General features: G+C 69.0%; 17 protein-coding genes. 10 read left to right on the forward strand and 7 right to left on the reverse strand.

The window, feature by feature from the left end:
- Positions 1–546 precede the first annotated feature (546 nt).
- The 6 genes from rho to RISW2_RS11760 are packed head-to-tail and all read left to right on the forward strand — an operon-like array spanning position 547 to position 7,351.
- On the forward strand, positions 547–1,818 hold the full coding sequence (gene rho / locus RISW2_RS11735) for a transcription termination factor Rho (RefSeq protein ID WP_043771142.1): 1,272 nt from the start codon (positions 547–549) through the stop codon (positions 1,816–1,818).
- Positions 1,819–1,840: 22 nt separating this feature from the next.
- Positions 1,841–3,118 (forward strand): tRNA uridine-5-carboxymethylaminomethyl(34) synthesis GTPase MnmE, encoded by a 1,278-nt coding sequence (gene mnmE / locus RISW2_RS11740; protein ID WP_043771145.1) that lies wholly within the window; start codon positions 1,841–1,843, stop codon positions 3,116–3,118.
- Between the two features lie 11 nt (positions 3,119–3,129).
- Positions 3,130–4,998: a tRNA uridine-5-carboxymethylaminomethyl(34) synthesis enzyme MnmG gene (gene mnmG / locus RISW2_RS11745; protein ID WP_043771281.1), complete on the forward strand. Its 1,869-nt coding sequence runs from the start codon at positions 3,130–3,132 to the stop codon at positions 4,996–4,998.
- Positions 4,995–5,615 (forward strand): 16S rRNA (guanine(527)-N(7))-methyltransferase RsmG, encoded by a 621-nt coding sequence (gene rsmG, locus RISW2_RS11750; RefSeq protein WP_043771148.1) that lies wholly within the window; start codon positions 4,995–4,997, stop codon positions 5,613–5,615. Before mnmG ends, rsmG begins: the two co-directional genes overlap by 4 nt.
- Positions 5,608–6,417, forward strand: coding sequence for a ParA family protein (locus RISW2_RS11755; RefSeq protein ID WP_043771151.1), 810 nt, complete (start codon positions 5,608–5,610; stop codon positions 6,415–6,417). The genes rsmG and RISW2_RS11755 overlap by 8 nt, the downstream gene beginning before the upstream one ends.
- Positions 6,418–6,433: 16 nt before the next feature.
- Positions 6,434–7,351, forward strand: coding sequence for a ParB/RepB/Spo0J family partition protein (locus tag RISW2_RS11760; RefSeq protein WP_043771154.1), 918 nt, complete (start codon positions 6,434–6,436; stop codon positions 7,349–7,351).
- Here the strand turns inward: RISW2_RS11760 and hemW are convergent.
- The 3 genes from hemW to rph are packed head-to-tail and all read right to left on the reverse strand — an operon-like array spanning position 7,348 to position 9,843.
- The gene (gene hemW / locus RISW2_RS11765; protein WP_043771157.1) at positions 7,348–8,526 is read right to left on the reverse strand and encodes a radical SAM family heme chaperone HemW; all 1,179 of its coding nucleotides are present in this window, start codon (positions 8,524–8,526) and stop codon (positions 7,348–7,350) included. The genes RISW2_RS11760 and hemW overlap by 4 nt on opposite strands.
- Positions 8,519–9,133, reverse strand: coding sequence for an RdgB/HAM1 family non-canonical purine NTP pyrophosphatase (gene rdgB, locus RISW2_RS11770; protein WP_043771162.1), 615 nt, complete (start codon positions 9,131–9,133; stop codon positions 8,519–8,521). Before rdgB ends, hemW begins: the two co-directional genes overlap by 8 nt.
- Positions 9,130–9,843 carry a ribonuclease PH gene (gene rph / locus RISW2_RS11775; RefSeq protein WP_043771165.1) on the reverse strand — a complete coding sequence of 238 codons (714 nt, stop codon included), beginning with the start codon at positions 9,841–9,843 and terminating at the stop codon, positions 9,130–9,132. The genes rdgB and rph overlap by 4 nt, the downstream gene beginning before the upstream one ends.
- Before the next feature lie 128 nt (positions 9,844–9,971).
- Here rph and hrcA point away from each other — a divergent pair, with 128 nt between their 5' ends.
- Complete coding sequence (hrcA, locus tag RISW2_RS11780; protein WP_043771171.1) at positions 9,972–11,036, forward strand: heat-inducible transcriptional repressor HrcA; 1,065 nt, start codon at positions 9,972–9,974, stop codon at positions 11,034–11,036.
- A gap of 9 nt (positions 11,037–11,045) precedes the next feature.
- Positions 11,046–11,618, forward strand: a complete 573-nt coding sequence (locus RISW2_RS11785; RefSeq protein ID WP_043771176.1) for a nucleotide exchange factor GrpE — start codon at positions 11,046–11,048, stop codon at positions 11,616–11,618.
- Positions 11,619–11,713: 95 nt separating this feature from the next.
- Here RISW2_RS11785 and mutS read toward each other — a convergent pair whose 3' ends face one another.
- Positions 11,714–14,356: a DNA mismatch repair protein MutS gene (gene mutS / locus RISW2_RS11790; protein ID WP_043771179.1), complete on the reverse strand. Its 2,643-nt coding sequence runs from the start codon at positions 14,354–14,356 to the stop codon at positions 11,714–11,716.
- A gap of 142 nt (positions 14,357–14,498) precedes the next feature.
- On the opposite strand from mutS, the gene RISW2_RS11795 reads away from it, so the two are divergent.
- Entirely contained in the window at positions 14,499–16,754 is a 2,256-nt protein-coding gene (locus RISW2_RS11795; protein ID WP_043771183.1) for an NADP-dependent malic enzyme, read from the forward strand.
- Positions 16,755–16,851: 97 nt separating this feature from the next.
- Positions 16,852–17,727: a ribokinase gene (locus RISW2_RS11800; protein ID WP_043771185.1), complete on the forward strand. Its 876-nt coding sequence runs from the start codon at positions 16,852–16,854 to the stop codon at positions 17,725–17,727.
- Positions 17,728–17,740: 13 nt separating this feature from the next.
- On the opposite strand, the gene msrA is transcribed toward RISW2_RS11800, so the two are convergent.
- The 3 genes from msrA to RISW2_RS11815 form a co-directional block, all read right to left on the reverse strand.
- On the reverse strand, positions 17,741–18,370 hold the full coding sequence (gene msrA / locus RISW2_RS11805; protein ID WP_043771188.1) for a peptide-methionine (S)-S-oxide reductase MsrA: 630 nt from the start codon (positions 18,368–18,370) through the stop codon (positions 17,741–17,743).
- A gap of 94 nt (positions 18,371–18,464) precedes the next feature.
- Positions 18,465–19,865 (reverse strand): cupin domain-containing protein, encoded by a 1,401-nt coding sequence (locus RISW2_RS11810; RefSeq protein ID WP_084615367.1) that lies wholly within the window; start codon positions 19,863–19,865, stop codon positions 18,465–18,467.
- A gap of 14 nt (positions 19,866–19,879) precedes the next feature.
- Positions 19,880–20,854 carry a GDP-L-fucose synthase family protein gene (locus RISW2_RS11815; RefSeq protein ID WP_043771194.1) on the reverse strand — a complete coding sequence of 325 codons (975 nt, stop codon included), beginning with the start codon at positions 20,852–20,854 and terminating at the stop codon, positions 19,880–19,882.
- Positions 20,855–20,870 lie beyond the last annotated feature (16 nt).

The raw sequence follows: 20,870 nt of genomic DNA on the forward strand, positions 1-20,870 counted from the left end.
AGACAACAGGGGGAAGAGGTCAGGGGCGGTTCTGGGGAAAAACGCGTCTCATTGCAAGCGACGCCGCTTTCGTCCCCTTCCGTCCCTGCCGCGAGGCGGGTTGTGCCGCCGGTGGACGGGATGGATCCGCGACTGTTCACGGACGCCGCGACGCGGCACAATCCCGGACTTTTCCACCGCCTGTCCAGTTTCACTTATCTCCACAAGTATCTGATTTTGAAATTTTATTTTCCTTATCACCGACCTGGTCCAAGAATCCGTCCCGGATTTTATCCACAGGTCCCGTACTTGTGCATGAATCCTGTAGGGATGAAGGATCCACAGGATCCGGGCGACCTACAAAACCCAACTACCTTTCTTTTCTTTCTGGTTATGGAGAAGAAAGGGTCCGTGGCGCCGCGGACCTGTCCGATTGACTCCACGCGCCGGGCTTTCTATATCGCTCGTCACGCGGTCCCGTCCGGGAACCCGCGTTTCTCCGTAGAACGATACACGTCATTCCGAGCTAGAGGCTGCGTTCCGGTTTTCCGGTCGCGGGAAAGCGCCATGAACCTTGAGAAACTCAACCTGTCCGACCTGAAGGCGCAGAGCCCCAAGGCGCTCCTGGCGCTGGCCGAGGAGCTCGAGATCGAGAACGCCTCGACGATGCGGAAGGGCGAGATGATGTTCCAGATCCTGCGCGAGCGCGCGGACGAGGGCTGGGACATCTACGGTGACGGGGTTCTGGAGGTCCTGCAGGACGGCTTCGGCTTTCTGCGGTCGCCCGAGGCGAACTACCTGCCGGGCCCGGACGACATCTATGTCTCGCCGGACATGATCCGGAAGTTCTCGCTGCGGACCGGCGACACCGTCGAAGGCCAGATCAAGGCACCGGAGGAGACCGAGCGCTACTTCGCGCTGCTCGACGTCACGCAGATCAACTTCGAGGATCCCGAGCGCGCGCGCCACAAGATCGCCTTCGACAACCTGACGCCGCTCTATCCCGACGAGCGCCTGAAGATGGAGATCGAGGATCCGACGATCAAGGACCGCTCGGCCCGCATCATCGACCTCGTCGCGCCCATCGGGAAGGGGCAGCGGTCGCTGATCGTGGCGCCGCCGCGGACCGGCAAGACCGTTCTGCTGCAGAACATCGCGAGCTCGATCGAGCGCAACCACCCCGAATGCTACCTGATCGTCCTGCTGATCGACGAACGGCCGGAAGAGGTCACCGACATGCAGCGGAGCGTGAAGGGCGAGGTCATATCTTCGACCTTCGACGAACCGGCGACGCGCCACGTGGCGGTCAGCGAGATGGTCATCGAGAAGGCCAAGCGTCTCGTGGAACACAAGCGAGATGTGGTTATCCTGCTCGATTCGATCACAAGACTTGGTAGAGCGTTCAACACCGTGGTGCCGTCCTCGGGCAAGGTCCTGACCGGTGGCGTCGACGCCAACGCCCTGCAGCGTCCGAAGCGGTTCTTCGGTGCGGCCCGGAACATCGAGGAAGGCGGAAGCCTGACCATCATCGCGACGGCGCTGATCGACACCGGCAGCCGGATGGACGAGGTGATCTTCGAGGAGTTCAAGGGGACCGGCAACTCCGAGATCGTGCTCGACCGCAAGGTGGCGGACAAGCGCGTGTTCCCGGCCATGGACATCCTCAAGTCCGGCACCCGGAAGGAAGAACTGCTGGTCGACAAGGGCGACCTGCAGAAGACCTTTGTGCTGCGGCGGATCCTGAACCCGATGGGAACGACGGACGCGATCGAATTCCTGCTGTCGAAGCTGAAGCAGACGAAGTCGAACGCGGAATTCTTCGACTCGATGAACACCTGACCGCGCGGGGGCGCGGAGTGCCATGGACACGATCTTTGCGTTGGCTTCGGCCGCCGGAAAGGCGGGCGTCGCCGTGGTCCGTCTGTCCGGACCGCGATCGTGGGACTCCGTCCGCGCGCTGAGCGGAACCGTTCCCGAACCCCGCCGCGCCAGCCTGCGACGGCTGATCGCTGCCGACGGGACGTTCCTCGACTCGGCGCTTGTCCTGACGTTTCCCGAGGGGCAGAGCTTTACCGGGGAGGAAAGTGCCGAGCTGCACCTGCACGGGTCGGTTGCCATCGTTCAGGCGGTCCTGCGCGAGCTCTTGAGCCATGACGGCGTGCGCCATGCCGAACCGGGCGAATTCACCCGGCGTGCGCTCGAGAACGGACGCATGGACCTCGCCCAGGTCGAGGCGCTGGCCGACCTCATCGAATCCGAAACCGAGGCCCAGAGGCAGCAGGCGCTCCGTGTGTTCTCCGGTGCGCTCGGCGGCAAGGTCGAGACCTGGCGCACGCGGCTGGTGCGGGCGGCTGCGCTGCTCGAGGCGGTGATGGATTTCGCCGACGAAGAGGTGCCGGTCGACGTTTCGGGCGAGGTGGTTGAACTGATTGACCATGTTGCGACGGATCTCCGGCAGGAACTGCACGGATTTGGCAGCGCGGAACGCGTTCGGTCGGGATTCGAGGTCGCCATCGTCGGCGCGCCGAACGTCGGCAAGTCTACCTTGCTCAACGCAATCGCGGGCCGGCAAGCCGCGATCACGTCCGAGATCGCGGGCACGACCCGCGACGTGATCGAGGTGCGAATGGATCTGAGCGGGCTGGCGGTCACGCTGCTCGACACCGCGGGCTTGCGCGAAACCGGGGACGCCGTGGAACTCATCGGCGTGGCCCGGGCGCGCGAACGGGCGGCAGCGGCGGACGTGCGGGTGTTCCTCGGCGGCAGCGCGGATGGGGTGGAGAGCCGGGAAGGGGATCTGCACTACGGTGCGAAGGCCGACCTGACCGGAGACGAGACCGGGATTTCCGGCGTCACGGGGCAGGGGATCGATCGCGTCCTGTCCGACCTGTCGCGAGTCCTGTCCGAACGGGCCTCGGCCGCAGGCCTCGTGACCCGCGAACGGCACCGCGCGGCCATGCAAGCTGGGCTCGAAGGACTGGACACCGCGCGGCTGGTGGTGCTGCAGGGACCTGACGAATATGATATCGCGGCCGAAGAGCTTCGGGCGGCGATTCGGAACCTGGATGCCTTGATCGGCCGTGTCGGTGTGGAAACGCTGCTCGACGAGATCTTCTCCAGCTTCTGCCTCGGAAAGTAGGAGTGTTTCACGTGAAACATCGCGACTTCGATGTCGTCGTGATCGGCGGCGGACATGCCGGGGCGGAGGCCGCCCATGCCGCGGCGCGCATGGGCGCGCAGACCGCGCTCGTGACCATGAGCGCGGACGGAATCGGCGTGATGTCCTGCAACCCTGCCATCGGGGGCCTTGGGAAAGGTCATCTCGTGCGCGAGATTGATGCGATGGACGGCGTGATGGGCCGCGTCGCGGATCGTGCGGGTATCCAGTTCCGCCTGCTCAATCGCCGCAAGGGTCCGGCAGTGCAGGGACCGCGCGCCCAGGCGGATCGCCGGATCTACCGTACGGAAATGCGCGCGGAAATGGAACGCCAGCCGAATCTGTGGATCGTCGAAGGGGAGGTTGTGGACCTTCTGGTCGAAACCGGCACGATCCGCGGCGTCACCCTGGCGGACGGGGCGGTGCTGCGGTCCGCATCGGTTGTCCTGACCACGGGCACATTCCTGCGCGGGGTCATCCATATTGGCGACGAACGCCGATCCGGCGGGCGGATGGGTGACAAGGCTGCCGTCCGGCTGGCTGAGCGAATCGACAGCTTTGGCCTGCCGCTCGGCCGCCTGAAGACCGGAACACCGCCACGGCTCGACGGCAGGACCATCGACTGGTCCAGTCTGGACATGCAGCCGGGAGACGAGACCCCCGAGCTGTTCTCGTTCATGTCGCATGCGCCGACTGCCCGCCAGGTGTCCTGCGGGATCACGCATACGAACGCGCGGACGCACGAGATCATCCGCGAGAACCTGTCGCGATCGGCCATGTATGGCGGTCACATCGACGGGGTCGGGCCGCGCTATTGCCCGTCGATCGAGGACAAGGTCGTGCGGTTTGCCGAGAAGGACGCGCACCAGATCTTTCTCGAGCCGGAATCCCTCAGTGACGACGTCATCTATCCGAACGGCATTTCGACCTCGCTGCCGCAGGACGTGCAGGAGGACTACGTACATTCCATCGCCGGCCTCGAGAATGCCCGTATCCTGCAGCCAGGCTATGCGATCGAGTACGATTACGTGGATCCTCGGGCGCTGGACCTTGATCTTTCGGTGCGGGCTTTCCCGGGTCTGTACCTTGCGGGCCAGATCAACGGCACGACCGGGTACGAGGAAGCGGCAGCACAGGGTCTGGTTGCCGGTCTGAACGCGGCGGCACGGGCAAATGATCGGGAGCGTATCACCTTCAGCCGCAGCGACAGCTATATCGGCGTGATGATCGACGACCTGACGTCGCGTGGGGTTGCCGAGCCTTACCGGATGTTCACCTCGCGTGCCGAGTTCCGGCTGTCGCTCCGCGCGGACAACGCGGATCAGCGCCTGACGGGCAAGGCCATCGCGCTCGGCTGTGTATCGGAGCAGCGCAAGGCGCAGTTCGACGCCAAGATGGAAGCGCTGGCGCAGGGCAGGGAACGGCTGTCCGCGCTCAGCATCACCGCGTCGCAGCTGAACGATGCCGGGCTGAACGTGGCGCGCGACGGCGCGCGGCGGAACGGGCTGCAGATCCTTGCGCTGCCGGAGGCCGATTTCGAGCTGCTGCTTCCGCACGATCCGGAACTGGCAAAGGTTTCCACCGATATTCGGCGGCAGCTTGGCAACGACGCCATCTACGCCAACTACATCGACCGGCAGGCGCGGGACGTCGAAGCGCTGCGCCGTGAGGAAGCCGCGATCATCCCGGCGGAATTCGATTACGCGGACCTTCAGGGGCTCTCGCGGGAGTTGCAGCAGAAACTTGACCGTGCACGGCCGGCGAACATGGGCCAGGCGGCACGGGTCGACGGGATGACGCCTGCTGCGCTGACCATCATCCTGTCCCGTCTGCAAAGGGAACAGCGGAAACGTCCCGCATGACCGTCGCCGGCAGCGGTCCGTCGCTTCCCGATGTTTCACGTGAAACAACAGAGCGGCTGGAGATCTACGAAACGCTCCTGCGGAAGTGGAATCCGCGGATCAATCTCGTGTCCCGGTCCACGCTTCCGGAAATTCGCACGCGCCACATCGCGGATTCTCTGCAGCTCCTGCCGCTGGCGGGGCAGCCAGCCCGTTGGAGCGATCTGGGGAGCGGTGGAGGCATGCCCGGGATCGTCTGCGCGATCGCCGGAGCGGAGCTGATGCCGGAAACGCGGTTCACCCTGGTCGAAGCGGACATCCGGAAGGCGACCTTCCTGCGCACCGTGCTGCGCGAAACCGGGGTGCGGGCAGAGGTGATCGCCGAACGGATCGAGCGCACGACGCCGCTGCAGGCTGACTGCCTTTCGGCCCGTGCACTGGCCGACCTCGGCGAACTGCTGACCTTCGCCACCCTGCACCTCGTGCCCGCCGGAAAAGCCCTGTTCCCGAAGGGTGCCACCTGGGAAAAAGAGGTCGAGGCGGCGCGCGCGAGATGGAATTTCACCGCGATTCCGCATAGAAGTATGACACACCCCGAGGCCGTCATCCTGGAAATTGGAGATGTTTCGCATGTCTGATCCGACCCGTGCCAGCGGTCCCAAGATCATCGCGGTCGCGAACCAGAAGGGCGGCGTGGGCAAGACCACGACGACGATCAACCTCGGCGCCGCGCTGGCGGAGCAGGGGCTGAACGTGCTGATCGTCGATCTCGATCCGCAGGGGAACGCGTCGACGGGCCTCGGGATCGAGCCGGACGAGCGCGAATACACCACCTACGAGCTTCTGCTCGAGGACATCGACCTGTCGGACGTGATCCGCCCGACCGAGGTGGGCGGCCTGTCGCTTGTACCGGCAACGGTGGATCTGAGTTCCGCCGACATCGAGCTTTATACCAACGAGCGGCGCAGCTTCCTGTTGCGAGGTGCGCTCCGGCAGGCGGCGATGGCCGGTTTCGGCTTCGACTACATCCTGATCGACTGCCCGCCGTCGCTGAACCTGCTGACCGTCAACGCGATGGTCGCGGCCGATTCGGTGCTGGTCCCGCTGCAATCCGAGTTCTTCGCCCTTGAAGGGCTGTCGCAGCTCATGCTGACGATCCGCGAGGTCCGGACCTCTGCCAATCCCGCGCTGCGAATCGAGGGCGTGGTGCTGACCATGTACGATGCGCGCAACAACCTGTCGCAGCAGGTCGAGGCGGATGCGCGCGCGAATCTTGGTGACCTCGTGTTCAACGCCGTGATTCCGCGCAATGTCCGCGTCAGCGAGGCGCCATCCTTCGCGCTGCCGGTCCTGGCTTACGACACGACGTCGCGCGGGGCGCGGGCCTACAGGCAGCTGGCCGAAGAACTCCTGAAAAAGAACACCAAACTCGCGGCCTGACCCGGAGGACGAGCAGATGTCAGAGAAATCCCAGCCCCGTCGCGGCCTCGGCCGCGGCCTCTCCGCCCTCATGGCCGACGTGGAGCCGACCGTGTCCACCGAGGCGCGCGCGGAACGGGAACCCCGTCGGCCTGACCGGCTGATCCCGATCGAGAAGATCGCGCCGAATCCCGACCAGCCGCGCCGGACCTTCACGCAGGGGCAGCTCGACGAACTGGCCGAATCGATTCGGGCCAAGGGCGTGATCCAGCCGATCATCGTCCGGGCCAAACCGGGCGAGGAGGGGACCTACGAGATCGTCGCGGGCGAACGCCGGTGGCGCGCGGCGCAGATTGCCGGCCTGCACGAGATGCCGGTGCTCGTGCGCGAGTTCACCGATACCGAGGTTCTCGAGGTCGCGATCATCGAGAACATCCAGCGTGCCGACCTGAACGCCATCGAAGAGGCGGCGGGGTACCGTCAGCTCATGTACAAGTTCGGACACACGCAGGAAAAGCTTGCCGAAGCGCTCGGCAAGAGCCGGTCGCACATCGCGAACCTGTTACGGCTTCTGAACCTGCCGGACGATGTGCAGACGCTCGTCACCGAGGGCGCGTTGAGCGCCGGCCATGCGCGGGCCCTGATCACCGCGCAGGATCCCTCGGCCCTGGCCCGAAAAGTCGTGCAGAAAAAGTTGTCCGTACGCGAAACCGAGCGGCTGGCGAAGTTCGGTGGCGAGGACCAGACGCAGGCGCGGCCGCAGCGTCCGAACGGGGCGGGATCGGCGGACAAGGATGCGGACACGCGGGCGCTCGAGGGCGACCTGTCCGCAGCGCTCGGCATGAAGGTCACCGTGGACCACAAGCCGGGGCACGAGGCGGGCCGCGTCTCGATAGCCTACGACACGCTCGAGCAGCTTGATGCGCTCTGCGCGATCCTGAGCGCGGCGCGCTAGAGGTCCAGATCGGACGCCAGATCCGCGATCACCTGATTCAGCACCATCCGCCCCTGGCGGGTGGCCGCAAGCCGGGATCCGTCCCGCGTGACGAGACCGAGTTCCCGAAGCGACTCGATGCGCGCCTCTGGGGCGGCATTGGCGTCGAGTGCGTGCAGCCTGTCAACATCTAGACCTTCGGACAGTCGAAGACCCATCATGAGGTATTCTGCGGCCTGATCCTGTGCCGTCAGGGCATCGTCGATCCTGTCGCCGTTGCCTGCCTCGGCCTGTTCCAGCCAAGCCCCAGGATTGCGCCACGCTGCGACCGCGCGCTTGGACCCGTTCGACGTCAGGCGCCCATGCGCCCCCGGACCGATGCCGGCATAGTCGCCGTAGCGCCAGTAGATCAGGTTGTGGCGGGATTCCCCGCCCGGCACCGCGTGGTTCGACACCTCGTAGGCGGGACGGCCCGCGGCATCGCACAGCTCCTGCGTCAGCTCGTACATGTCGGCCGACAGGTCCTCGTCGGGCAGGCCGCGGAGCGTGCCCCGGCGCGCGCGGTCCCAGAAGGCGGTGCCGCGCTCGATGGTCAGCTGGTAAAGCGACAGGTGGTCGACCGCCATGGCGAGCGCCTCGGTCAGTTCCGCGCGCCAGTCGTCCAGCGTCTGCTCCTGTCGCGCGTAGATGAGGTCGAAGCTCACCCGGTCGAAGGCGTCGCGCGCGATGTCGAAGGCATGGCGGGCCTCGGCGGCGCCGTGGATCCGGCCAAGACGCCTCAGGTCTCGGTCGTTCAGCGCCTGGACGCCCAGGGAGACGCGGTTGACGCCCGCCGCCGCGAAGGCGCGAAAGCGTCCCGCCTCCACCGAGCCTGGATTGGCTTCGAGCGTGATCTCGGCATCGGGCGCGAGATCCCAGGCGGCGCGCGCCGCGTCGAGGCAGCGCCGCACGGTGTCGGGCTCCATGAGGCTCGGTGTGCCGCCGCCGAAGAAGATGGTGTCGAGCCGCCGGGGTCCGGTGCGTTCCGCCACGCGGGCGATCTCTGCCTCGAGCGCGCGGGCCCAGCGGTCCTCGTCGATGTCGCGGACCACGTGGCTGTTGAAGTCGCAATAGGGGCACTTGGCCGCGCAGAACGGCCAGTGCAGGTAGAGCCCGAACCCGCCCTCGGGCCTGTCGGGCCCGGCCGCGTCAGTCAAGGCAGCCGGCCACGAACTTCCGGAAGGCGTCGGCGCGATGGCTCATCTCGTTCTTGGTCCAGCGGTCCATCTCGCCGAAGGTGATGTCGTGACCCTCGGGCTGGAAGATCGGGTCGTAGCCATGACCCTGGTCGCCGCGCATCGGCCAGACGACGCGGCCTTCCATGACGCCCGGAAAGACCTCGTCGTGCCCGTCGGGCCAGGCGAGGACCAGGGTGCAGCGGAACCGCGCGGTCCAGGGTTCGGGCGCGCCCTTCGCGACCAGCGCGTCGTGGGCGCGGGTCATTGCCATGACGAAATCGCGTCCCGCAGGGGTTTCCGCCCAGTCCGCCGTGTAGACCCCCGGCGCGCCGTCGAGCGCGTCGATCTCGATGCCGGAATCGTCCGCGAGCGCCGGAAGGCCGGTCGCCCTGGCCGCCGCGTGCGCCTTGATGCGCGCGTTCTCGACGAAGGTGGTGCCGGTTTCCTCGGGTTCGGGCAGGTTCCGCTCGGCTGCGCCCGTGACCGACACGCCGTAGGGTTCGAGAAGCGCCGCGATCTCCTCGAGCTTGCCGCGGTTGTGCGTCGCGACCAGCAGCCTCTCCTCGGTCAGGCGGCGTCCGCTCATGCGACTGCCGCTTCCTGCAGGGCGACAAGCTCGCCCACGCCCTTTTCCGCGAGGGTCAGGAGCTGGTCCATCTGTGTCCGGGAGAAGGTCGCGCCCTCGGCCGACATCTGCACCTCGATGAGCTGCCCGTCGCCGCGCAGGATGAAGTTGCCGTCGACGCCGGCCTCGCTGTCCTCGGCATAGTCGAGGTCGAGCACGGGCTGGCCGGCATAGAGGCCGCAGCTGACCGCGGCGACCGGCGACACCAGCGGGTCGCTCACCACGTCACCGGCCTTCATCAGCTTCTTCACGGCGAGCTTCAGCGCGACCCAGCCGCCGGTGATCGCCGCGCAGCGCGTGCCGCCATCGGCCTGGATCACGTCGCAGTCGATGGTGATCTGCCGCTCGCCCAACGCGACTCGGTCCACGCCCGCGCGCAGGGAGCGCCCGATCAGGCGCTGGATCTCGATGGTGCGGCCGCCCTGCTTGCCGGCGCTCGCCTCTCGGCGCATGCGCGACGTGGTCGACCGCGGCAGCATCCCGTATTCCGCGGTGACCCAGCCGAGGCCCGACCCCTTGATGAAGGGCGGCACGCGGTCCTCGATGGTCGCGGTGCACAGGACGTGGGTGTCGCCCACGCGCACCAGGCACGAGCCCTCCGCGTGTTTCGTGACGCCGGTCTCGATTGAAACCGCCCGCATCTCGCTTAGATTTCGTCCCGACGGCCGCATGGCATCCTCCTGGTCATGGTGACCGCGCCATACCCAAGCCGGGCGGGGCGCCGCAAGCCCGTTCGCGCGGCGCACGATTGACCGCGGAACCGCACGCCGTTTAATGGCCGTCAGAGGGAATGGCAGTCATGAACGAGGGAACCCACATCCTCGACCAGATGAACGACCGCTCGCGGGAGGTCTTCCGCCGGGTCGTGGAGGGCTATCTGGACACCGGCGAACCGGTCGGCTCGCGTACGCTGACCCGGACGCTGACCGAACAGGTGTCCGCGGCCACCATCCGCAACGTGATGCAGGACCTCGAATATCTCGGGCTTCTGAACTCGCCGCACGTGAGCGCCGGGAGGGTGCCCACGCAGCTCGGGCTGCGGCTCTTCGTGGACGGCCTGCTCGAGGTGCGCGAACTCGGTGACGACGACCGCGAGAAGATCGACCGCACGCTCGGGTCGAACACCGACGACGTGGGCGGCTTCCTCGACCGGGTAGGGGCCGCGCTGTCGGGCGTGACGCAGGGCGCGTCGCTGGTTTTGACGCCGAAACACGAGGCGCCGATCCGCCACATCGAGTTCGTGAGCCTCGGGCGCGACCGTGCGCTCGTGGTGCTGGTCTTCGCCGACGGGCACGTGGAGAACCGCCTCTTCACCCCGCCGCCGGGACAGACTCCGTCGTCCATGCGCGAGGCCGCGAATTTCCTGAACGCGCTGATGGAGGGCAAGACGCTGAGCGAGCTGCGCCGCGACGTGGCCGACGAGATCGGCAAGCGGCGGCGCGAGATCGACACCCTGGCGCAGGATCTCGTGGAATCGGGTCTCGCCGTCTGGTCGGAGGACAACCAGCAGCCCGAACGGCTGATCGTGCGCGGACGCGCCAACCTCCTCGGGCAGGACGGTCAGACCGAGGAGCTGGAGCTGATCCGCAAGCTCTTCGACGACCTCGAGCGCAAGCGCGACATCGCCGAGTTCCTCGAGTTGGCGGAGCAGGGCGAGGGCGTGCGCATTTTCATCGGCTCGGAGAACAAACTTTTCTCACTTTCGGGTTCCTCTCTGGTGGTCTCTCCATATATGAACGCGGACCGGAAGATCATCGGTGCGGTGGGGGTCATCGGCCCGACGCGCCTGAACTACGGAAGGATCGTGCCGATCGTGGACTACACGGCGCAGCTGGTCGGCAAGCTGATCTCCGACCGGAGCTAGAGGAAGAGCATGGCAGATTCGAAGAAAGACGAGTTTCTCGACGACGTCGAGGCGGCCGAGGCCGAGGCCTACGCTGCCGAAACCGAGGAAATCGAGGCGGACGACGTCGAGGCGGACGAGCTTGCGGCACTGCGCGCGGAGCGCGACGAGCTGCGCGACCGGTTCATGCGGGCGCTTGCGGACGCCGAGAACGCGCGCAAGCGGGCCGACCGGGAACGGCGCGACGCCGAGGCCTATGGCGGCACGCGGCTCGCGCGCGACCTGCTGCCCGTCTACGACAACCTGCACCGCGCGCTGGCCGCCGCGGGCGACCAGGAGGGCGCCGAGCCCTCGCCGCTGATCGAGGGGGTGCAGCTGACGCTGAAGGAACTGCGCAACGTGTTCCAGAAGCACGGGATCGAGGAAATCGCGCCGCAGGCCGGCGACCGGTTCGACCCGAAGCTGCACGAGGCGATGTTCGAGGCCCCGGTGCCGGGCACGCGGGCCGGCGAGATCATCCAGGTCTCGACCGTGGGCTTCATGCTGCACGACCGCCTGCTGCGTCCGGCGCAGGTGGGCGTCAGCTCGACGCCCGCCTCCTGAACCGCGGCGGCGCGCCGGGGGCTCCGCCCCCGGACCCCCGGGATATTTCGACCAAGAAGAAGCAGGGCCCCGGTTTCACGTGAAACCGGGGTTTCTCATGTCCCGAGCGCGGCCTTGAGGTCGTAGAGCGCCTGCAGGGCCTCGCGCGGCGTCATGGCGTCGGGATCGAGCGCCCGGAGCCGGTCCTCGGCCGCGGAGGCGGCGGGGGCCGGCTGCGCCGGGCGCGCCTCGGCCACGGCGGCGAAGAGCGGCAGCTCGTCGATCAGCGCCTTCGGCGCGGCGCGGTCGCGCTCGCCCTTCTCCAGCGCCTCGAGCACCGATTTCGCGCGTGCCACCACCGAGGGCGGCAGGCCCGCGAGCTGCGCCACCTGCACGCCGTAGGACCGGTCCGCGGCGCCCGGCCGGACCTCGTGCAGGAAGATCACCTCGCCCTGCCATTCCTTCACCGCGACGGTGGCGTTGCGGACGCCCGCGAGTTTGGCGGCGAGCACGGTCAGTTCGTGGTAGTGGGTCGCGAAGAGCCCGCGCACACGGTTGACCTCGTGCAGGTGCTCCAGCGTCGCCCAGGCAATGGAAAGCCCGTCATAGGTGGCCGTGCCGCGGCCGATCTCGTCGAGGATCACGAGCGCGCGATCGTCTGCCTGGTTGAGGATCGCCGCGGTCTCGACCATCTCGACCATGAAGGTGGACCGCCCGCGGGCGAGGTCGTCGGACGCGCCGACGCGGCTGAAGATCTGGCTGACGAGTCCCACATGCGCGCGGTCCGCCGGCACCCAGGACCCCATCTGCGCGAGGATCGCGATCAGCGCGTTCTGCCGCAGGTAGGTGGACTTGCCCGCCATGTTGGGGCCGGTGAGCAGTTCGAGCGCGGCGGCGTCGCCCTCGGGGGAGAGCGTGCAGTCGTTGGCGATGAAGGGCTGGCCGCCCTGGGCGGCGAGCGCGCGCTCGACGACCGGGTGCCGGCCGGCGACGACGTCGAAGCTGCGGCTGTCGTCGACGCGCGGCCGGCACCAGTCGCCCGCCTGCGCGAGGTCGGCCAGCGCGGTCGAGAGGTCGAACTCGGCGAGCGCGGCGGCCACCTCGCCCAGGGCCGGCGCGGCGGCGACCACCTCGGCACGCAGGCGGTCGAAGATCGCGCGTTCGATCTCGAGCGCGCGGGCACCAGCATTCAGGATGCGCGTCTCGAGATCCGACAGCGGCACCGTGGTGAACCGCACCTGGTTCGCGGTGGTCTGGCGGTGGATGAAGGTCTCGTTCAGGGGCGGCGTCATCATCCGCTCGGCATGGGTTGCGGTCGTCTCGATGAAGTAGCCGAGCACGTTGTTGTGCTTGATCTTCAGCGACCCGATGCCGGTTTCGCGGACATAGTCCGCCTGCATGCGGGCGATGACGCCGCGGCCCTCGTCGCGCAGCTCGCGCGCGGCGTCGAGATCGTCGTCGAAGCCCGCCGCGACGAAGCCGCCGTCGCGCACGAGGAGCGGCGGCTCGGCGACGAGCGCCTCGTCGAGCAGCGCGCGGAGCGCATCGTGTCCCGTCAGTGCCGCGCGTTCGCGCGCGAGCGCGTCGGGCAGCGTCTCGGGATCGAGCCGCCGCGCGATCTCCTCCGCCTGGTCGAGCGCGTTGCGCAGGGCGGCGAGGTCGCGCGGGCCGCCGCGCTCGAGCGAGAGGCGCGAGAGGGCGCGTTCCATGTCGGGCACCTTGCGCAGGGCCTCGCGCAGGGCGCGCGCCTCGTGGGGCGCGTCGACCGCCCAGGCGACCGCGTCCTGCCGCTCGCGGATGGTCGCGAGCTCGCAGGAGGGCGCCGAGAGGCGCCGTTCGAGCAGCCGCGCGCCGCCCGCCGTGGCGGTCCGGTCGATCACCGACAGCAGGGATCCCGTGCGCCCGCCGCCCGCGCCGTGCGTCAGCTCGAGGTTGCGCCGCGTGGCGGCGTCGATCTGCAGGAGCCGCGACACGCTGTCCTGCCGGGGCGGCATGAGGAGGGGCAGCTTTCCCTTCTGCGTGATGTCGAGGTAGTCGACGAGCGCCCCCATGGCCGCGAGCTCGCACCGCGCGAAGCTGCCGTAGGGATCGAGCGTCTGCACCCCGAAGAGCCCGCAGAGACGCGTCTCTGCGCCGGCGGAATCGAAGGAGGCGCGCCCGAGGATCGTGGGGACGAGCCCCAGGTCGTCCAGCACCGGGCGCAGGGCCGCGTCGCATTCCTCGGTCGCGAGAAGCTCGGACGGCGCGAGACGGGCGAGTTCCGCGCCGATGCGGGCGCGCCCGAGCGGCATCACGCGGAACGCGCCGGTCGAGATGTCGGTCCAGGCGAGCGCCCAGTCCTCGCGCACGCAGGCGAGCGCGGCGAGGTAATTGTGCCGCCGCGCCTCGAGCAGCGTGTCCTCGGTCAGCGTGCCGGGTGTCACGAGCCGCACCACGTCGCGCCGGACCACCGATTTCGCGCCGCGCTTCTTCGCTTCGGCGGGGCTTTCCATCTGTTCGCAGACCGCGACGCGGAAGCCCTTGCGGATGAGCGTGAGCAGGTAGCCTTCGGCCGCGTGCACCGGCACGCCGCACATCGGGATGTCGTCGCCGGCATGCTTGCCGCGCTTCGTCAGCGCGATGTCGAGCGCCTCGGACGCGGCGACGGCGTCGTCGAAGAACAGCTCGTAGAAATCGCCCATCCGGTAGAACAGGAGCGCGTCCGGATACTGCGCCTTGATCTCGAGGTATTGCGCCATCATCGGCGTCGCAGCGTTCATCTCGCCCCCGTCTCGCACCGGGGCAGACCTTACAAACGCGGGCGCCGGTCAGAAAGGGCATTCTGGCGGACCGCGCCCGGCGATTGTTGAGCGCGGCCATGGCATCGGCTAAGCGTGGTCCGCCACGGGCGAGGGAGGGATCATGGCGCGTCAGAAATTCACCCGGGAAGAGGCGCTGGCCTTCCACCTGGAACCCGAGCCCGGCAAGTGGGAGGTGCAGGCGACGGTCCCGATGACCACGCAGCGCGACCTGAGCCTCGCCTATTCGCCCGGGGTCGCGGTGCCCTGCGAGGAGATCGCGAAGGATCCCGAGCGCGCCTACGACTACACCAACAAGGGCAACCTCGTCGCGGTGATCTCGAACGGCACGGCGGTGCTCGGGCTCGGCAACCTCGGCGCGCTCGGCTCGAAGCCGGTGATGGAGGGCAAGTCGGTCCTCTTCAAGCGGTTCGCCGACGTGAACTCCATCGACATCGAGCTCGACACCGAGGATCCGGACGCATTCTGCAACGCGGTGCGGCTGATGGGCCCGACCTTCGGGGGGATCAACCTCGAGGACATCAAGGCGCCCGAATGCTTCATCATCGAGCAGCGCCTGAAGGAAGAGATGGACATCCCGGTCTTCCACGACGACCAGCACGGCACCGCGGTGATCTGCGCCGCGGGGCTCATCAACGCGCTGCACCTGTCGGGGAAGAAGATCGAGGACGTGAAGATCGTCCTGAACGGCGCGGGTGCGGCCGGGATCGCCTGCATCGAGCTGCTGAAATCCATGGGCGCGCGGCACGAGAACTGCATCGTCTGCGACACCAAGGGCGTGATCTGGCAGGGCCGCACCGAGGGCATGAACCAGTGGAAATCCGCCCATGCGGTCGCCACCGAGGCCCGCACCCTCGAGGAGGCGATGGCGGGGGCGGACGTCTTCCTCGGCGTGTCGGTCAAGGGCGCGGTGACGCCCGAGATGGTCCAGTCGATGGCCGACAAGCCGGTCATCTTCGCCATGGCCAATCCCGACCCCGAGATCACGCCGGAGGAGGCGCAGGACGTGCGCCCCGACGCCATCGTCGCCACCGGGCGGTCGGACTATCCGAACCAAGTGAACAACGTCCTGGGCTTTCCCTACCTCTTCCGCGGCGCGCTCGACATCCATGCGCGGGCGATCAACGACGAGATGAAGATCGCCTGTGCCGAGGCGCTGGCGGCGCTGGCGCGCGAGGACGTGCCGGACGAGGTGGGCGTGGCCTACGGGCGCAGCCTGAGCTTCGGGCGCGACTACATCATCCCGACGCCCTTCGATCCGCGGCTGATCTACACCATCCCCCCGGCTGTCGCGAAGGCCGGCATGCGGACCGGTGCCGCAAGGCGGCCCATCGTCGACATGGAGGGCTACGTGCAGCGGCTGAAGAGCCGGCTCGATCCCACCGCGTCGATCCTGCAGGGGATCACCTCGCGCGCGCGGGCGGCGCAGGCGCGGATGATCTTCGCGGAAGGCGACGACCCGAGGGTGCTGCGCGCGGCGGTCATGTACCAGCGCGGCGGCTTCGGGCAGGCGCTGGTCGTGGGCCGCGAGGCGGACGTGAAGGACAAGCTCGAGGCGGCCGGCATGGGCGACGCGGTGCGCGAGCTCGAGGTCGTCAACGCGGCCAATACCCGGCATCTCGAGACCTACAAGGAATTCCTCTACCGCCGGCTGCAGCGCCGCGGCCAGGACCGGCAGGACATCCACCGGCTGGCCGCGCGGGACCGCCACGTCTTTGCCGCGCTGATGCTCGCGCACGGGCATGGCGACGGGCTCGTGACAGGGGCCACGCGCAAGTCGGCCCACGTGCTGCGGCTCCTGAACCATGTTTTCGACGCGGACGCGGCGCACGGTGCGGCGGGGGTGACGGCGCTCCTCGCGCACGGGCGGATCGTGCTCATCTCGGACACGCTGGTGCACGAATGGCCGGACGAGAACGACCTCGCCACCATCGCCGAACGCGCCGCCGCCGTGGCGCGGCATCTCGGGCTCGAGCCGCGGGTGGCCTTCGTGTCGTTCTCGACCTTCGGCTACCCGGTATCCGAGCGCGCGCAGAAGATGCACCTTGCCCCCGAGGTGCTGGACGCGCGCGGCGCGGATTTCGAGTACGAGGGCGAGATGACGGTGGACGTGGCGCTGAACCCGCGTGCGCGCGAGGCCTATCCGTTCCAGCGCCTGACCGGGTCCGCGAACATTCTCGTGGTCCCGGCGCGGCATTCGGCGTCGATCTCGGTGAAGCTCATGCAGGAGATGGGCGGCGCCACGGTGATCGGGCCGATCCTCGCGGGGCTCGACCACTCGATCCAGATCTGTTCGACCAATGCCACGGCGAGCGACATCCTGAACATGGCGGTGCTGGCGGCATGCAAGGTCGGGTGAGGCGGTCGCCGCGCCCCGCGCACGGCGGCCGTGCCCGTGGCGGCGCGGGATGCCTCCGGCGGGGATATTTGGGCCAAGAAGAAGCAGGGGACGCGCGATGACCATCTGGAACCTCGGCTCGATCAATGCCGACCTCGTCTACCGGGTGCCGCACCTGCCCGCGCCGGGCGAGACGCTTTCGGCCACCGCGCGCGAGGTCTGGCTGGGCGGCAAGGGGGCGAACATGTCGGTCGCCGCCGCCCGGGCCGGGGCGCATGTCCGGCACGTGGGCGCGGTCGGGCGGGACGGTGCGTGGATGGTCGAGCGGCTTCTCGAATACGGGGTCGACACGCGGGGCATCGCGACGCGCGACGGGGCGTCGGGGCACGCGGTCATCGCCGTCGACCCGGCGGGCGAGAACCTGATCCTGCTGCACCCGGGCGCGAACCGGGAGGTGTCCGGCGAGACCGTCGCGGCGGCGCTGGAGGAGGCCGCGCCCGGCGACAGCTTCCTGTTCCAGAACGAGACGAGCGCGCAGGAGGAGGGGGCCGCGGCGGCGGCGGCGCGGGGCCTGCGGGTGGTGCATGCCGCGGCGCCGTTCGAGGCGGAGGCGGTGCGCGCGGTGCTGCCGCATCTCGACCTCCTGGTGCTGAACGCCGTGGAGGCGGCGCAGCTCGAGGCGGCCACCGGGCGGGACCTGTCGGACCTGACGGTGGCGGACATCGTCGTGACGCTCGGATCCGAGGGGTGCCGCTGGATCGCCACCGCGCGCGGGGAGGTGGTCACGATCCCGGCGCTGCCGGTCACGCCGGTCGACACGACGGGCGCCGGGGACACCTTCACCGGCTACCTCGTCGCGGGCCTCGACCGCGGCATGCCCATGCGGCAGGCCCTGGGCCTCGCCACACGGGCGGCGGCGCTGATGGTCACGCGCGCGGGCACCGCGGACGTCATCCCCGATCTTGCCGAGGTGCAGGCGATGCGGCTCGGCTGACGCGGCGCGGGCCTCAGACGAAGGGCGCCTCGGTGCCCCAGATCTCGCGCACGCGCTCGTCGCGGCGGCAGCCTTCGCGGTAGCGTTCGTAGGCGTCCGCGCGGTCGATCCAGCCGAACCGCGTCAGCGTGCGCGCGTCGCTCTTGTAGTAGTCCTGGTGGAAGTCCTCGGCCTCCCAGAAGGTGCCCGCGTCGAGTATGGGGGTCACGACCTCGCGGCCGAGCGCCCGTTCCGCCGCGGCCTTGGCCGCCTCGGCATCGGCGCGCGCCTCGGGGCCGTCGACGAAGATCGCGGTGCGGTAGCTTTCGCCCCGGTCGCAGAACTGGCCGCCCGCGTCGAAGGGATCGATGGAGCGGAAGAACAGGTCGTAGAGCTGGCGCCGGTCGACGGTTCCGGGATCGTACTCGATGCGCGCCGCCTCGTAATGGCCGGTGCCGCCCGCGGTCACCTGCTTGTAGGTCGGATCCTCCACGGTGCCGCCAGTATAGCCCGACACGACCTCGGACACGCCCTCGACCTTTTCGAAATCGGCCTCGACGCACCAGAAGCAGCCGCCCGCGACGACGATCTCTGCGGCCTGGGCCGGGAGCGCGGCGAGGGTGCCGAAGGCCGACAGGCACAGCGCGCTCAGATGGCGTTTCATGCGGTCTCTCCCCAATCGCTTGCGCGGCGGAGGGTGTGGCAGGACCGGCGCGCCGGCAAGCCGGGCGGCGCGCGGTCTCGCAAAGGTGATCGGCTCAGTCGCGGGCGTAGAGGTCGTCGTGGCGCACGATGTCGTCCTCGCCGAGATAGCTGCCGGTCTGCACCTCGATCAATGTGACCGGCACCTTGCCGGGATTCTCGAGCCGGTGCCGCGCGCCGAGCGGCACGTAGATCGACTGGTTCTCGGACACGAGCGAGACCGCGTCGTCGACCGTGACCTGCGCGGTGCCGGCGACCACGATCCAGTGCTCGGCGCGGTGGTGGTGGCTCTGCAGCGACAGGGCCGCGCCGGGCTTGACCACGATCCGCTTCACCTGGAAGCGCGCGCCCTGGGACAGGTTCTCGAGAAAGCCCCAGGGGCGGTTGTCGACCGGCAGCTGCGTGGCCTGCGGCGCCCGCATGGCGGCAAGCGCCGCGACCGCGTCGGGCACCCGGGACGCCTCCGACCGGCGGACGACCAGCACGGCGTCGGGCAGCGCGATGGCGACGATGTCGGTCAGGCCGATCCCCACGAGTTCGACATGCGGCGAATCCGACCGCAGCAGCGTGTCGTGGCAGCCCATGGCGGTGGCGCTGCCGATGGTGGCGGTCCCGCTCTCGTCGCGCTGGGCCATGCGCCAGATCTCGTTCCAGTCGCGGGCGTCGGACAGCGTGTCGCTGCGCAGGATCGCCGGCAGCGCCGAGGCGGCGGCGCCCATGGCCCGGTCGAGGGCCTGCCGCGACAGCGGCGTCCAGCTGTCCGCGGCCATGCGCAGGAACCCGAGGTCGTTGCGCGCGGCGTCGAGCGCCGCCCGCATCGCCTCGACCGCGCCAGGCACCGCCGCCGTGACCGCGGCGAGGAGTGCGCCCGCCCGGCAGACCACCATGTGGGTCGGGCGGGACGCGCGGGGCCGGTCCCCGTTGCCGCGCGGCCGCATCCGCTGAAGCTGTACCACGCCCGCGCCCGCGTCGTTGGCGGGTTCGGGTTCGGGCAGGGGTCTGCCGGTGTCCGGCTCCTCGAGCTCGAGGTCGAACCCGACGATCTCGTCCGCGCCGGCGCGCGGCAGCGCGTCGATGATCGCGGCGCGGAAGGCGTGGGGATCGGTGATGACATGGTCGGCGGGCATCGCCACGAGGATCGCGTCGGGGTCCTGCGCGGCGATGTGCACCGCCGCGACAAGCGTCGCCGCGGCCGCCCCGCGTGCGGCCGGCTCGATCAGGATGGCGCGCGGGGCGATGCCCACCTGCGCCAACTGGTCCTGTACCACGAAGCGGTAGCGCTCGGGCGTGACGACGATCGGCTCGACAGATCCCGGCACGCACAGGCAGCGCACGGCGATCTGGAACGGGCTCTCGCCGCCAGCGACCGGCGCGAAGGGCTTGGGATGGCTGCTGCGGGCCAGCGGCCAGAGCGTTCCGCCGTCGTCGTGGCAGAGGAGAACCGGACGAAGGGCCATCACGTCTTCCATGGCTAGACCCGCACGCTGTCGACGTGGTCCCGGAACCACCGGTACGTGTCCTCGAGTCCCGCCGCGAGCCCGATCCGGGGGCGCCAGCCGAGCGCGGTCAGGCGCCCCGTGTCGAGCAGCCGGCGCGGCACGTCCTCGCTGCGCGTCGGGTCGGTCAGGATCCGTCCCCGGAACCCGGTCGCCCGCGCGATCATCTGCGCGAGCTCCAGCGCCGACACGTCCGTCCCGCTGCCCACGTTCAGGTGCGACAGGGTCGGGCGGGTGGTGGCGCGGTAGCTGACCTCGGGCAGGGTGAGCAGGAACAGCGCGGCGGCGGCGAGGTCGTCCACGTGCAGGACGTCGCGGCGCGGCGTGCCGTCGCCCCGGATGGTGACCGACGGGGCGCCGAGCCGTGCCGCCTCGTGGAAGCGGCGCATCAGCGACGGGATGACGTGCGAGCTGTCGGGGCGGAAGAAGTCGCAGGGGCCGTAGAGGCAGCAGGCCACGATCGACCGGTAGTCCCGCCCGTGCTGGCGGTTGTAGCTCTCGCAGAGCTTGATCGCGGCGATCTTGGCGATGGCGAAGGGTTCGTTGACGGGGGCGAGCGGACCCGACAGCAGGGCGTCCTCGCGGATCCGGCCGTGGGGGTCCGCGGGGTAGATGCAGCCGGGCCCGATCTGCAGAAGCCGCGGCACGTCGGCCTCGTGCGCGGCCGAGATCACGTTCAGCCCGATGGCGAGGTTCTGGCGGATGAAATCGGCCGGGTAGGTGGCATTGGCGTGCTGGCCGCCCACGTGCCCGGCGGCTAGGATCACCCCGTCCGGCCGCTCGGCGGCGAGGAAGCGGCGCACCGCGGCGGCATCCGTCAGGTCGAGCTGGTCGCGCCCGCGCGTGAGCACCTCGATCGGCTCGCCGGCGGCGCGGCGTGCCTCGAGCGCGCGCAGGATGGCGCTGCCGGTCATGCCGCGATGCCCCGCGAGAAAGTACCGTGTGGCCATGAACGTTCCCTCTCTG

Origin of the sequence: Roseivivax isoporae LMG 25204 (assembly GCF_000521865.1) — a bacterium.
Classification (GTDB): Bacteria; Pseudomonadota; Alphaproteobacteria; order Rhodobacterales; family Rhodobacteraceae; genus Roseivivax; species Roseivivax isoporae.